Source organism: Oscillospiraceae bacterium (assembly GCA_015068525.1).
Taxonomy (GTDB): Bacteria; Bacillota; Clostridia; order UMGS1840; family HGM11507; genus SIG450.
This window is the reverse complement of sequence record SVKJ01000028.1, coordinates 1-13,994: the sequence shown is the minus strand read 5'-3', so window position 1 is coordinate 13,994 and position 13,994 is coordinate 1. Positions and strand designations below refer to the sequence as shown.

General features: G+C 34.8%; 10 protein-coding genes and 1 tRNA gene. 8 read left to right on the top strand and 3 right to left on the bottom strand.

Annotated elements, in window-relative coordinates; genetic code table 11:
• Positions 1 to 1,134, top strand: a 1,134-nt coding sequence (locus tag E7419_07410; protein MBE7015013.1) for a cation:proton antiporter, incomplete at its 5' end; no start/stop codon positions are given.
• Between the two features lie 154 nt (positions 1,135 to 1,288).
• On the opposite strand, the gene gltA is transcribed toward E7419_07410, so the two are convergent.
• From gltA to murC, 3 genes are all read right to left on the bottom strand, one after another.
• The gene (gene gltA, locus E7419_07405) at positions 1,289 to 2,686 is read right to left on the bottom strand and encodes an NADPH-dependent glutamate synthase (GenBank protein ID MBE7015012.1); all 1,398 of its coding nucleotides are present in this window, start codon (positions 2,684 to 2,686) and stop codon (positions 1,289 to 1,291) included.
• Positions 2,686 to 3,519, bottom strand: a complete 834-nt coding sequence (locus E7419_07400) for a sulfide/dihydroorotate dehydrogenase-like FAD/NAD-binding protein (GenBank protein ID MBE7015011.1) — start codon at positions 3,517 to 3,519, stop codon at positions 2,686 to 2,688. The genes gltA and E7419_07400 overlap by 1 nt, the downstream gene beginning before the upstream one ends.
• A 79-nt stretch (positions 3,520 to 3,598) precedes the next feature.
• Complete coding sequence (gene murC, locus E7419_07395; protein MBE7015010.1) at positions 3,599 to 4,966, bottom strand: UDP-N-acetylmuramate--L-alanine ligase; 1,368 nt, start codon at positions 4,964 to 4,966, stop codon at positions 3,599 to 3,601.
• Between the two features lie 205 nt (positions 4,967 to 5,171).
• Here murC and spoVG point away from each other — a divergent pair, with 205 nt between their 5' ends.
• The 7 genes from spoVG to E7419_07360 all read left to right on the top strand — a co-directional run bounded on the left by spoVG (position 5,172) and on the right by E7419_07360 (position 13,504).
• A complete protein-coding gene (gene spoVG, locus E7419_07390) occupies positions 5,172 to 5,453 on the top strand; it encodes a septation regulator SpoVG (protein MBE7015009.1) in 282 nt (93 codons plus the stop codon).
• A gap of 88 nt (positions 5,454 to 5,541) precedes the next feature.
• A complete protein-coding gene (locus E7419_07385) occupies positions 5,542 to 6,495 on the top strand; it encodes a ribose-phosphate pyrophosphokinase (protein MBE7015008.1) in 954 nt (317 codons plus the stop codon).
• A gap of 2 nt (positions 6,496 to 6,497) precedes the next feature.
• Positions 6,498 to 7,073: an aminoacyl-tRNA hydrolase gene (locus E7419_07380; protein MBE7015007.1), complete on the top strand. Its 576-nt coding sequence runs from the start codon at positions 6,498 to 6,500 to the stop codon at positions 7,071 to 7,073.
• The gene (gene mfd, locus E7419_07375; GenBank protein MBE7015006.1) at positions 7,066 to 10,515 is read left to right on the top strand and encodes a transcription-repair coupling factor; all 3,450 of its coding nucleotides are present in this window, start codon (positions 7,066 to 7,068) and stop codon (positions 10,513 to 10,515) included. The genes E7419_07380 and mfd overlap by 8 nt, the downstream gene beginning before the upstream one ends.
• 56 nt (positions 10,516 to 10,571) lie before the next feature.
• Entirely contained in the window at positions 10,572 to 11,561 is a 990-nt protein-coding gene (locus E7419_07370; GenBank protein ID MBE7015005.1) for a hypothetical protein, read from the top strand.
• Between the two features lie 302 nt (positions 11,562 to 11,863).
• Complete coding sequence (rodA, locus tag E7419_07365; protein ID MBE7015004.1) at positions 11,864 to 12,973, top strand: rod shape-determining protein RodA; 1,110 nt, start codon at positions 11,864 to 11,866, stop codon at positions 12,971 to 12,973.
• A 454-nt stretch (positions 12,974 to 13,427) separates the two neighbouring features.
• Positions 13,428 to 13,504: transfer RNA gene (locus E7419_07360), tRNA-Pro, on the top strand.
• The last annotated feature ends 490 nt before the right edge of the window (positions 13,505 to 13,994 follow it).

Sequence of the window (13,994 nt, the reverse complement as noted above, 5' to 3'; positions counted from 1 at the left end):
TTTGCAGGTCTTTTTTCAGGAAAGTTAATGAAAAAATTCAAACTTCCCAATGTAACAGGATATATTATTTTCGGTCTTATCATAGGCCCTTATGTACTTGGAATTTTACCTGAAGATGTGGTTTCGAAAATGACTATTATCTCAGATGTTGCATTAGGGTTTATTGCATTTTCTATCGGTTCGGAATTTAAACTTTCCTATCTTAAAAAAATAGGTAAATCGCCTGTTGTAATTGCCTTCTGCGAAGGTTTTGGTGCAACGCTTTTAGTTGACTTGGCGCTTGTTTTGGCAGGATGTGACATAAAATTCTCGCTTGTTCTTGGTGCTATCGCATCAGCAACGGCACCTGCCGCAACCATTATGGTTGTAAAGCAGTATAAAGCAAAAGGTCCTGTTACCGATACTTTGCTTCCTGTTGTTGCAATTGACGACGCAGTTGCACTTATTGCTTTTGGAATTTCATTTGCAGTTGCAAAAATAATAGGAAGTACAGGTAATGTTGATATTTTAAGTGTTATTATAAGCCCTGTTATAGAAATTATAGGAGGACTTTTATTTGGTGCTGTGCTTGGTTTTATCCTTTCTGCTTTAATCAAATGGTTTACAGGCAGGGGTAACAGGCTTTCTGTGGCTATTGCTATGGTTTGTTTGTGTGTTGGAATATCAGTAATATGCGGTTTTTCATCACTTCTTGCGTGTATGGCAATGGGTGCAATATTTATTAACACATCAAAAAGATATAATGAACTTTTCCAACTTACAGACAGGTTTACACCGCCTTTGTTCTTGCTATTCTTTGTTGTATCAGGAGCAGAACTTAATGTCGGTATCTTACCGTCTGTCGGTGTTATCGGTATAGTTTACATAATTGTACGAGTTTTAGGTAAAATGGGTGGAGCATCACTCGGTGCAATAATCGGGAAAGCATCACCTGAGGTAAAAAAATACTTAGGTCCTACTCTTATCCCTCAGGCAGGGGTAGCAATAGGTTTATCTATGGCAGCAGTTACAGTTGTTCCCGAATTCGGAGCAAATATAAGAGTAATCATTCTTTGTGCTACAATAATTTATGAACTTGTAGGCCCTGTTATAACGAAAATTACACTTATAAAAGCAGGGGAAATTAAAGAGTAAATGCGAAATTCGAAGTGCGAAGTGCGAAATTATTTGGTATAAATTCTTCGTACAATTTATGGAATTAAAATTATATATAAAAAAAGAGGGCAAAACCGCCGTATGGCATGGTTTTGCCTTCTTCATTCTGCATTTTGCACTTTGCATTTTGCATTTATTTGCTTTTAATATATTCGTCTATCGCTTTTGCAGCGGCTTTTCCTGCACCCATAGCAAGAATAACGGTTGCAGCACCTGTAACGGCATCTCCGCCTGCGTATACTCCGGGAATACTTGTTGCGCCTGTTTTTTCATCAGTTATAATTCCACCCCAACTTTGAGTATCAAGACCTTCAGTTGTGTTCTTAATAAGCGGGTTAGGGGACTGACCGATAGCAATTACAACGGTATCCATTTCTATTACATATTCAGAATTTTCTTTAACTACAGGTTTTCTTCTGCCTGATGCATCAGGTTCGCCAAGTTCCATTTCCACACATTTAAGACCTGTTACCCAGCCTTCTTCATTACCCACAACTTCAACAGGGTTAGTAAGCATTTTGAAAATAATGCCTTCTTCTTTTGCGTGGTGGACTTCTTCAAGTCTTGCAGGCATTTCTTCTTCTGAACGTCTGTAAACAATATACACATTATCTGCACCAAGACGTTTTGCGCATCTTGCCGCATCCATAGCAACGTTACCTCCACCGACTATAGCAACATTTTTGCCGACTGTGATAGGTGTGTCTGCTTCAGGCCATCTGTATGCATTCATAAGGTTTATTCTTGTTAAGAATTCGTTTGCTGAATATACACCGTTAAGGTTTTCTCCAGGCATATTCATAAATTTAGGAAGACCTGCTCCCGAGCCGATAAATACGGCATCAAAACCTTCTTCGCTCATAAGTTCATCAATATTTATTGATTTACCTATAATAACATTCAACTCGATTTTTACGCCAAGTGCTTTTAACTTGTCAATCTCTTTTTGAACAATTTCCTGTTTTGGAAGTCTGAATTCAGGAATTCCGTAAACTAAAACTCCCCCTGCTTTATGAAATGCTTCAAAAACTGTAACTTCATAGCCTAATTTTGCAAGGTCGCCTGCACAAGTTAAAGATGCAGGTCCTGCACCGACAACAGCAACTTTTTTGCCGTTAGACTCAGGCTTTTTAATTTCAGCAGTTGAATTTTTCATTGCCCAGTCTGCCGCAAATCTTTCAAGTCTTCCAATACCGACACTTTCGCCTTTTATACCTCTTACACAATATTTTTCGCATTGATTTTCCTGAGGGCATACTCGTCCGCATATAGCAGGAAGAGCACTTGTTTCAGAAATTTTATCATACGCTCCCTGAAAATCTCCTTGTTTTATAAGTGAGATAAAGTCAGGAATCTGAACGTTAACAGGGCAACCGTTAACACAAGGTTTGTTTTTACAGTTTAAGCATCTCTCTGCTTCTTCTATTGCCATTTCTTCAGTGTAACCTAAAGCAACTTCTTTAAAATTCTTATTTCTTACCTGAGGTTCCTGTTCAGGCATTTTAACTTTATTTAAAGACATATTAGCCATTATTTATTACCTCTCATTCTGCAGTCATCACATGCTTTTTTCTCTTGAACTTTAAACATTGCCTGACGCCTTATCGCTGCGTCAAAGTCAACAAGATGACCATCAAAGTCAGGACCGTCAACACATGCGAATTTTGTTTCTCCCCCAACGGTAACACGGCATCCGCCGCACATTCCTGTTCCGTCAATCATAACAGGGTTCATACTAACAATGGTTTTAATACCGTATTCTTTTGTAAGATTACATACAAATTTCATCATCATTAAAGGACCTATTGCAACTACAAGGTCATATTTATTCCCGTCTTCAATAAGTTTTTTAAGCATATCGGTAACAAAACCTTTATTACCATTAGACCCGTCATCAGTTGTAATATAAAGATTATGACATACTTCTTTTAATTCATCTTCTAAAATTATAAGGTCTTTATTTCTGAAACCTGCTATTATATCAACTTCACAGCCTTTGTTAAAGAGAGCCTTTGCAGAAGGATAAGCAATGGCAGTACCAAGACCTCCTCCGATTACTGCTGCTTTTTTAAAACCGTCAAGATGAGAAGCAACTCCCAAAGGACCTGCAAAGTCTAATATTTCTTCGCCTTCGTTTAAGTTTCCAAGTTCAATTGTAGATTTTCCTATTTTCTGGAAAATAATCGTAACTGTGCCTTTTTCACGGTTATAGTCGGCAACTGTAAGAGGAATTCTTTCTCCAAGTTCGCTTACTCTTAATATAATAAACTGACCTGCCTGAACTTTTCTTGCAACAAACGGTGCATGAACTTCCATTAAAGTTATCTGGTCATTTAAATTTTCTTTTCTTACAATTTTATACATCTATATTCCTCCAATATATATAAATAATCTTACGCACTATGGTATTTTATCACATAAATCTTAAAAAATCAAATGGAAGTTACAGTTTTTTTAGTAAATTTTCCCCAATTTTATAAACATCGCCTGCGCCAACCGTTATTACAAGGTCATTTTCTTTTACATTTTCTTTAAGATGCTCTTCAATCTGAGAAAATTCTTTTAAGTAAATCGCATTTGGTATTTTATCGGCAAGATCCTTCCCTGAGATATTAAGAGTGTTTTTCTCTCTTGCTGCATAAATATCTGCTATAATAACATTTTCGCCTTTTTGTAAAACTTCCACAAAATCATTAAATAATGCTTTTGTTCTCGTATATGTGTGAGGCTGAAAAACAATATATAAATTATTATAATCTTTCTTTTTGGCTGACTTTATTGTTGTTCCGATTTCAGTCGGATGATGAGCATAATCGTCATAAATCCTGGCACCGTTAAACATACCTTTATATTCAAATCTTCTCTTTGCGCCCTTAAATTCATAAAGAGATTTTTTTATTGAATTAAAATCTATTTTATATATAAGGGCTGTAAGAATAACGGACAGAGAATTTAGTATGTTATGTTCACCTAAAACACCAAGTTCTACATTCCCAATAAACTCTTTATTATAATAAACATCAAAAACAGGTTTTCCATCCGTAAAACGAATATTTTTTGCATAACAGTCGCAATTATCAGAAAAACCGAAGGTGTAAACCTTTCTATTAATTTTTTCGGATATTTGAATACACTCTTTATCTTCTTTGTTAAGGACTACAAAACCGTTTTCATCTGTAAGATTGGCAAACTTTAAGAAAGAACTTTTTATGTGTTCTATATCTTTAAAATAATCAAGATGGTCCTCTTCAATATTTAAAATAATTGTTGCAAAAGGGTGAAATTTAAGAAAACTTTCTACATACTCACAGGCTTCGCAGATGAAATAGTCTTTTTTTCCGATATTGAGGTTCCCGCCGATTTTTTCAAAATCGCCGCCGATTGAAACAGTGGGAGAAAGCCCTGCATCTAAAAATACTTCGGACATCATCGCAGTGGTAGTGGTTTTCCCGTGAGTTCCCGAAATATTTATCGGATTTTTATAAAGGCGCATAATTTCGCCCAGCAAGTCACACCTTTCTACAGTAAGTATATTTTTTTCTTTTCCCGATATAAGTTCGGGATTATCTTCTTTTACTGCAGCAGTGTAAACAATCATATCGGGATTTTCAACATTTTCTTTTAAGTGACCGATATTTATTTTTGCACCTAAGCCTATAAGTTCCTCAACATTTTTTGACATAGACATATCCGAGCCTGAAATAATATGACCGTTTGCAAGAAGAAGTTTTGCAAGGGAACTCATACTTACTCCGCCTATTCCGATAAAATGAATATGTGAATTTTTAACATTTAAAACTGATTTAATCATAAAAGCCAACACTTCCCAATTTACAGTATAATATTATTATATATACGATAGTGTTAATTAGTCAATAATTTTAGCAAATTTTTAAAAAAACATTTTACAAATGAGAAATAATAGTGTATAATATGATTATACATAACTAAAGTCAATCCGTTTTGTATCAGGTAAGGGGTTTTGGTGCAAAACGAGAAAGGGGAGGTTTCGGATTATGAATATCACAGATATCCGTGTTCGTAAGGTTAGTTCTGCTACAGGGAAAATGAAAGCAGTTGTTTCTATTACTATTGACGATGCTTTTGTTGTTCACGATATCAAAGTTATCGAAGGTCAAGAAAAACTTTTTATCGCAATGCCTAGCAGAAAAACACCGGACGGCGAATTCAAAGACATTGCGCATCCGATCAACGCTTCTACAAGAGAAGAGTTGGAAACAAAGATTTTAGCCGAATACGAAAAAGCGATGGCTGAAGAATCTTCAACTGAAGAATAGTAAAATCTGGAGAGTGTGGTATTTTGTCTGCACTTTCCATATTTTATGTTTTGATTTTTAAAAGAGAAATAGCGGGAGGAACTAAAAAATGATAAGTCACGGCAAGGATATAAAAATATTTTCGGGTAATTCAAACCCTGAATTAGCAAAATCTATAGCAAATATTTTAGGTGTTGAAGTTGGTAAATCAACAGTTACTAAGTTTTCTGACGGAGAAATTTCGGTAAGTATTCACGAAACAGTCAGAGGTTCTGATGTGTTTGTTGTTCAGTCAACCTGTTCACCTGTTAACGATAATTTAATGGAACTTCTTATAATGATAGATGCATTTAAAAGGGCTTCTGCGGGAAGAATAACTGCTGTACTTCCTTATTTCGGTTATGCAAGACAGGACCGTAAAGCAAAAGCAAGAGATCCGATTACTGCAAAACTTTGTGCAGATTTACTTACTGCCGCAGGAGCAGACAGAGTATTAACAATGGACCTTCATGCATCTCAGATTCAGGGATTTTTCAATATTCCTGTTGACCATCTTTTAGGTTCTGCTGTTTTATGTCCTTACTTTGAAGAAAAATATCGTGGAAATGACAATGTTGTTATAGTATCTCCTGATTTGGGAAGCGTTACAAGAGCAAGATTTTATGCTGAAAGGCTTGATGCTCCTATTGCTATTATAGATAAAAGAAGACCAAAGGCAAATGTGTCTGAAGTTATGAATATTATCGGGGAAATAGCAGGTAAAGATGTAATAATAGTTGATGATATGATTGATACAGCCGGAACAATCGCCAATGCTGTAAAAGCATTAAATGAAAGAGGCGCAAAGAGTATTGTTTGTGCTTGTACCCATCCTGTTTTATCAGGTCCTGCTATTGAAAGATTATCTGCTGCACCGATTGATGAACTTATTTGCCTTGACACTATTAAACTGCCTGAAGAAAAACACTTCGGAAAAGAAAAAGTTCTTTCTGTTGCACCTGTATTTGCTGAAGCAATTGAAAGAATTTATGAAGACATTTCTGTCAGCACATTATTTGTATAATTATGAAACTTATTGTTGGTTTGGGAAATCCCGGCGCAAAGTATGAATTCACAAGGCACAACGCCGGGTTTCTGATGCTTGATTTTTACGCAAAAGAAAAAGGATTTGAAATAAATAAATTAAAAAATAAAGCGCTTATTTCGGAGCAGTTTATAAACGGTGAGAAGGTCATATTTGCAAAGCCTCAGACTTTTATGAATTTAAGCGGGGACAGTGTGCTTTTACTTGCCGAGTATTACGGTATAGACAATGAAGATATTTTTATAATTTATGATGATATTTCACTTCCTCTTGGCAAAATAAGAATTAGAAAAAAAGGCAGTGCCGGCGGTCATAACGGAATCAAAGATTTGATTTTGAAACTGTCGGGAGATGACTTTTGCCGTCTTAAAATAGGTGTTTCGGAAAATGGCGGGAAAGACCTTATAGATTATGTTCTTGGTGCTTTTTCAAAAAATGAACTTGCTGATTTAAAAAAGATTGCAAAAAAAAGTGTTGAAATTATAGATTGCTATTTAAAAGACGGAGTTGAAGAGTGTATGAATAAATACAACTCATTTATGTTGGGAAATGAATAATTTATTTTTAAACTTATTTAATGAAAATGAAGAATATAAAAAAATTCTTCAGTCTTCCAAAAACAACATAATAAATATTACAGGGCTTACCGATACCGCTAAGCCCCATTTTTTATATGGAATTTTAAAAAATACAAATAAGAAAATTTTAGTGATAGCAAAAAATGAGACTTATGCTAAAAGTCTTAATAATATGCTGTCATTTTTTAATATAAATTCTCATATCTTCTGGGAAAGGGAACTTAATTTTTATAACATAGATGCAAAAAGCAGTGATATTTTTGTATCAAGAATAAATGCCCTAAACAGCATCTTAAAAGACAGGGAAGGAATTTTTATAACTACACTTTGTGCTGTAAGTCAGCCGGTAATCCCGAAAGATGTTCTTGAAAATATGACTTTTAAGATAAATAATAAAGAAGAAGTTTCTCTTGATGATTTAACTAAAAAACTTAGTGTTATGGGATATTCGAGAGAGCCTATGGTAGAGTTTAAAGGGCAATATTCAGTTCGTGGAGGAGTTTTGGATATTTTTTCCCCGCTCAGCGATTTCCCATACAGGATAGAGTTTTTTGGTGACGAGGTAGACTCGATAAGACTTTTTGACGAAAAAACCCAGAAATCTATAGAAAATCTTGACTCTGTAGAAATAACCGTTTCAAAGGAAGTGGTTTTTGGGGATGATAAATGTAAGGAACTTAAAGAAAAATTAAGAGAAATAGTAAAAAGCAAAAAAGGTAAATTAAAAGAAGAAATAAAAAGCGATATTATAAAACTTGAAAATGAAAGATATTTTCCGAGTATCGATAAATATATAGGTCTGATTTATGAAAGCAATAACACTCTTCTTAACTATTTTGACAAGGAAGATACCATTATTGTAATTGATGAACCTCAGCGTCTTTTTGAAAACAAGGAAGCCTTGAGGCTGAGAAGAGATGAAGAATTAACTGATTTAATAGAAAAAAATATAATTATTCCAGATATAGAAATTTATAAAAACGAAGACGAAATTATTGATAAACTCCTTTCATATACTACCTTTGGTATTATGAATATTTTAACCTCAAACAAACTGTACAAACCTCATCTTGTTTTTAATGTGACGGTTACCGAAACGCCATCATATTACGGCAAGTTAAATCTTTTTTCTGAAGATATTATAAATTATAAAAATAAGGGCTATAAAGTAGTAATTCCTGTTTCGGAAAATAAAACAGGAAATATTTTAAACTTCTTAACCTCTTTGCAGATTTTTCCTGCCATAATTGGCGAAAATGATGAAATTTCAAAAGCAGGAGTTTATCTTCTTAAGAAAAAAGGTGTGATGGGATTTAATTATCCTGACTTAAAGTTCGTTCTTTTATATGACGGCTCCATTTTCGGAGAGTATAAAAAAGTAAAGAAAAAGAAAGTTAAAAATGATGATATTCTTTCTTTTGCTGATTTGAAATTAGGGGATTATGTTGTTCACACAGTTCACGGAATAGGACAGTATCTCGGAACTTTAAAAATGGAAGTTGACGGGATTTCAAGAGATTTTTTAAAGATTAAATATTACGGTACGGATATTTTATATGTGCCTGTAAATCAACTTGAAAATTTAAGCAAATATATAGGCGCAGGGGAAAGAAATGTGCGTTTAAACAGATTCGGAGGTCAGGAATTTAACAGGATTAAAGAGCGTGTAAGAAATGCCTGCAGCGACCTTGCGGATAAACTTATAAAACTGTATGCAGAAAGGGAAAACACAAAGGGGCATCAGTATATGGAAGATACCGACCTTCAGGCACTCTTTGAGCAGACTTTCCCTTTTGATGAAACCGAAGACCAGTTAAGAAGTATCGAAGAAGTAAAAAAAGATATGGAATCACCACGCCCGATGGACAGACTCCTTTGCGGAGATGTCGGATACGGTAAAACGGAGGTCGCAATGAGAGCGGCGTTCAAATGTGCCGCAGAGGGAAAACAAACCGCATATCTTGCTTCAACTACCGTTCTTTGTCAACAGCATTATAATTCGTTCAGAGGAAGAATGGAAGAGTTCCCTGTCAAAGTGGAAATGCTGTCCCGTTTTAAAAGTAAAAAACAGCAAACGGAGATAATAAAAAAGTTGAAAACGGGAGAAATTGATATTATAATAGGCACTCATCGTTTGCTTTCAAAAGATGTGGAATTTAAAGATTTAGGGCTTTTAATTGTAGATGAAGAACAGCGTTTTGGAGTTGAACATAAAGAAAGGCTTAAAGAAATAAAGAAAAATATCGAGGTTTTAACACTTAGTGCAACCCCTATACCGAGAACGCTCCATATGTCAATGCTTGGAATAAGGGATATGAGTGTATTAAAAGAACCGCCTCTTGACAGATTTCCTGTTCAGACTTATGTTTTGGAATACAATGAAGAGATTGTTGCAAATGCAATAAGCAAAGAGGTTGCAAGAGGAGGGCAGGTTTTTTACCTTTATAATAATGTTGAGGGGATAAACTCAGTTGCACGAAAACTTTCGGAACTTTTCCCTGATATAAATGTAAAAGTTGCACACGGTAAAATGAGTGAAACTCAAATTGAAAAAACTTTTATTGAAATGTTAAACGGTGAAATAGATGTACTTGTTTCCACTACTATTATTGAAACAGGGATAGATATTGCAAATGCAAATACTATAATTGTTGAAAATGCAGACAGACTTGGACTTTCCCAACTATATCAGTTAAGAGGAAGAGTAGGGCGAAGCAACCGTCTTGCATATTGTTATCTTACCTATCAGAAGAACAAGGCACTTACTGAACAGTCAGAAAGCCGTCTTAAAGCGATAAAGGAATTTACAGAATTCGGCTCAGGCTTTAAAATTGCTTTAAGAGATCTGGAATTAAGAGGCGCGGGCAATGTGCTTGGAGCAGAACAACATGGGCATATGGATGCTGTCGGCTATGATATGTATATAAAAATTTTGCAGGAGGCAATCAAAAAGAAAAAGGGCGAAACAGTGTCTGATATGATAAGTTGCCGTGTAGATATTAAGGAAAATGCGTTTATTCCGTCAACTTACATCGAAAACCATGATATAAGAATGGATATTTACAAGAAGATTTCTTCCATAAAGACTAAAGAAGATATGTCAGAAGTTTTTGACGAACTTATTGACAGATTTTCAGATATGCCCGAATCAGTTGTAAACTTAGGAGAAATTTCTCTTATAAAAGCAATGGCTGAAAGTGTCGGAATTTGTGAGATTTCGGATTTTAACCTTAAAATTACTTTTAAATTTGCAAACAGTGAATTTTTTAATTTTGAAAAAATATCGGAAATTTCAGAAAAATATCCTCAAAGAATAATGGTTTCTTCGGGCGCAGTACCTTCATTTTCATATAAAATGTATAAAAATGAAAAAGACGAGAAACTCTCAAATATTAAAAATATATTACAAATTCTAAAATAGCCTTTAAAAATTATTATTTTTATGTATAATTAAAGTAATACGATTTTGCGAAAGGAATGATAAATATGAAAAGAACAGTAATATCATTTTTAATAATAACATTGATTTTTGCCTTTGCAGGTTGCGGAAAGGTTGAACCAACAGTATTTACTATTGACGGCACAGAAGTTTCAATGAAAGAATATAATATTTATTATAATCAGTATATGCTGCAGGCAAAACAGTCAATTCCTGAAGACCAGCTTGACGAATACTGGAATACCAAGGTTGACGGTAAAACCAACTATCAGTCTGCCAAAGATGCTGCATATAATCAACTTATGGAAAATTATGTGATAGCAAAGTATGCCCAAAAATCAGGATTTACTTTTAGTGATGAAGTTTTACAGATGGCATCTACCGTTAAAAACCAGTTTACAGGCGGAAGTTATCAGTCTTTTTATGAAGAACTTGATACCGATTCAACTGCTCTTGATAACATCGCAAAAAACATTGCAATAAGCGAAGCAATGTACGCAAAACTTATGGATGACGGTGTTATTGATTTATCCGAAACTGCTAAAATCAAGAATTTCGAAGAAAATTATTACAAAGCACAACATATTCTTGTTATGACTACTGATGATGCAGGTCAGCCTGTTGCCAACAAGGAAGAAAAGAAAGCGTATGCAGAAGGAATATTACAAAGAGTAAATAACGGTGAAGATTTTACCACTCTTGCCAATGAACTTTCTGAAGATCCTGGCCAGGAATCAAATCCTGACGGCTATGTGTTTACCGAAGGCGAAATGGTAAAAGAATTTGAAGACAGTGTTAAGTCGCTTGAATTCGGAGCTGTTTCAGGGCTTGTTGAAACATCTTATGGATATCATATTATAAAAAGATTGCCTTTATCTTACGAAAATGATGTAGCAAAAGTAGAAAACTTTGAACAAAAGATAATAAGCAGTTTAATTTCTAAGTATGTTGAGCAGAATATAGAAAACTGGAAAAAAGAGTTAAATATAGTTGAAAATAAAAACGTTATTGATAATTTAAAAAGATAGCTAACGGCTAGGCACTCGGGAGTCGAACACCTTATGGTTTAAAATTAGAAATTTCGCTTAATCCTGCAGAAATTCCTGCGGATATACGTAAGTATCATCCTTGAAATTTCTTTGACTTAAACAAAATTTCTAAATTTTAAACTCTTCGACCTTAAACGTAGGAAAATTTCTAAGATTTTTAATGCGAAGGACGAAGTCAGGCTGTCGCCTTACGAGGACGCCAAGTTAAAAAGATTAAAATTTAACAAGTTTAAGGCATAAGGGGTTTTGGCTCCCGAGTGCCTAAGGGAGCATACCTTTTTATGATAAAAAAGATAAAAGAGAATATAAGAAATTTTGACACACCACTTTTTACAGCATGTATAATACTTGCTGTAATCGGTCTTATTCTTGTTTTAAGTGCTTCTAAAAGTTATGGGTCATCAAGAATTATTTTAGTTCAGACCGTTGCTTTTTTCGGCGGAGTTTTCGTTTGTCTTTTAATGGCTTTCTGGGACTATGAATTTTTATCAACAAAATGGCTCTACATTTTAGGACTGAATCTATTCCTTCTTATTCTGGTTTTAATAATTGGAATCGGTGCGGAAGAAGTGGGAGGAAACAGTTGGATTGATTTGGGAATAATTAAGTTCCAGCCTGCCGAAATTGTTAAAATAGGGTATATTATTTGTTTTGCAGTACAGTTGGATTATTGTAAAGATGATATTAATAATCCTAAAAATATTGTTTTATTTATACTTCATTTTGCACTTATAATAGGTCTTATAATGTTACAGCCTGATTTTGGGACCGCTATGGTATTTCTTGCAATCTTTGCAGGAATGTTGTTTGTGGCAAGGATAAGTTATAAATATATTTTTGCTGCATTCGGAGCGGCAATATGTGCAGCACCTCTTATGTGGTTTTTCTTCCTTTCCGAGTACCAGAAGGATAGGATAAGAGTTTTTTTAAATCCTGAACTTGACCCTCTAAGAAGCGGTTATCAGGTTATTCAGTCAAAACTTGCAGTTGGCTCGGGAGAGATTGTCGGAAGCGGGCTTTTTAACGGAGTTCAGACGCAACTTGGATTTCTACCTGCAAAGCATACCGATTTTATATTTTCAGTTGCATGCGAAGAACTTGGTTTTATCGGTGCTGTAATTATAATTGGAATAATAATATTTATTATAGCAAGATGCTTTTATATAGCATCAAATGCAAAAAACTCTTTGGGCACATTTATTGCCACAGGTATAGGAATGATGCTTCTTGCCCAGTCTTTTGAAAATATATGTATGACTATAGGGCTTATGCCTGTAACAGGTATTACTCTTCCTTTCTTAAGTTACGGAGGCTCGTCGCTTGTTACAACATTTCTGGCAATAGGAATTGTTCTTAATATTAAAATAAGGCACAGAGTAATAAACTTTTAAATAAAGGGAATGTTAAAAAACTCCAGACGATTATAGGGGAGGGTCTTAAGCACCCTCCCGTAAATGCAAAATGCAAAAGGCAAAGAGCAAAATGAAGGTAAAGATTTTTTCAAAATCTTTGAAATTAATGAACTTTTTGCTATGAACAAACTTAGCCACTCGACGTACTTAGTACGCCTTCGGGTGACCCAAAGTCAAGGACTTTGGCTAAGTTTGTCCATTCTGAAGCTTTTTTCCTATCCCCTTCATAAATCGGGATATAGCGCAGTTTGGTAGCGCGCTTCGTTCGGGACACGGTACTATTCAATTCATTAGTATTAAGCCGAACTCCCACAAACCTTTTAACACCGCCACTTTACGGCGACTTAAAAAGCTAAATACATGTGGTCAAATCAGTTTTGACCACATGTTATCCCACAGACACGGGAATATAGAAAAACTAAATATTTTATTTCGGGATATAGCGCAGTTTGGTAGCGCGCTTCGTTCGGGACGAAGAGGCCGCAGGTTCAAATCCTGTTATCCCGACCAACAAAACCTCAGTAACCAAGCGGTTTCTGAGGTTTTTGTTTTGTTTGAAAAAACTCATTTTTTCGGTTTTGACCACATGTGTTTTTGATTCAACTGTGGGATAAAACGCACAAAAGATTTACCAATTTGATTTATATATATAATTATGTTATAATTTATTTAGAAATAATTATAAAAGGGGGATTCTTATGAATAATGATCTTTTTAAAGGAATTACTTTAGACACATCATATACTGCCAATCTTCGTAGGATTTGAATACAAAGGCACAGAAGACAGCGGTCTTTTCGGACTTAAAATCGGTTCATTTGAAGAAGATCTTTCGGATGATTACATAAAAGGTTTATTCAAGCAAATTTTCCGCCTTGAGAGATAATTTGTAAGCGAAAGAAGGGAGCTTTCGCTCCCTTCTTCTCAAAACCCTTCAACCTTTTTTTGAAGGGTTTTGAGAAGAAGAATTTCTTCGCGAGAAAGGAGGACTTTTTATGACA

What these genes read in the sequence shown, in the direction of transcription:
- gltA (MBE7015012.1), bottom strand. Translation starts at nt 2,686, where the DNA reads ATGGCTAATATGTCTTTAAATAAAGTTAAAATGCCTGAACAGGAACCT.
- E7419_07400 (MBE7015011.1), bottom strand. Translation starts at nt 3,519, where the DNA reads ATGTATAAAATTGTAAGAAAAGAAAATTTAAATGACCAGATAACTTTA.
- murC (MBE7015010.1), bottom strand. Translation starts at nt 4,966, where the DNA reads ATGATTAAATCAGTTTTAAATGTTAAAAATTCACATATTCATTTTATC.
- spoVG (MBE7015009.1), top strand. Translation starts at nt 5,172, where the DNA reads ATGAATATCACAGATATCCGTGTTCGTAAGGTTAGTTCTGCTACAGGG.
- E7419_07385 (MBE7015008.1), top strand. Translation starts at nt 5,542, where the DNA reads ATGATAAGTCACGGCAAGGATATAAAAATATTTTCGGGTAATTCAAAC.
- E7419_07380 (MBE7015007.1), top strand. Translation starts at nt 6,498, where the DNA reads ATGAAACTTATTGTTGGTTTGGGAAATCCCGGCGCAAAGTATGAATTC.
- mfd (MBE7015006.1), top strand. Translation starts at nt 7,066, where the DNA reads ATGAATAATTTATTTTTAAACTTATTTAATGAAAATGAAGAATATAAA.
- E7419_07370 (MBE7015005.1), top strand. Translation starts at nt 10,572, where the DNA reads ATGATAAATATGAAAAGAACAGTAATATCATTTTTAATAATAACATTG.
- rodA (MBE7015004.1), top strand. Translation starts at nt 11,864, where the DNA reads ATGATAAAAAAGATAAAAGAGAATATAAGAAATTTTGACACACCACTT.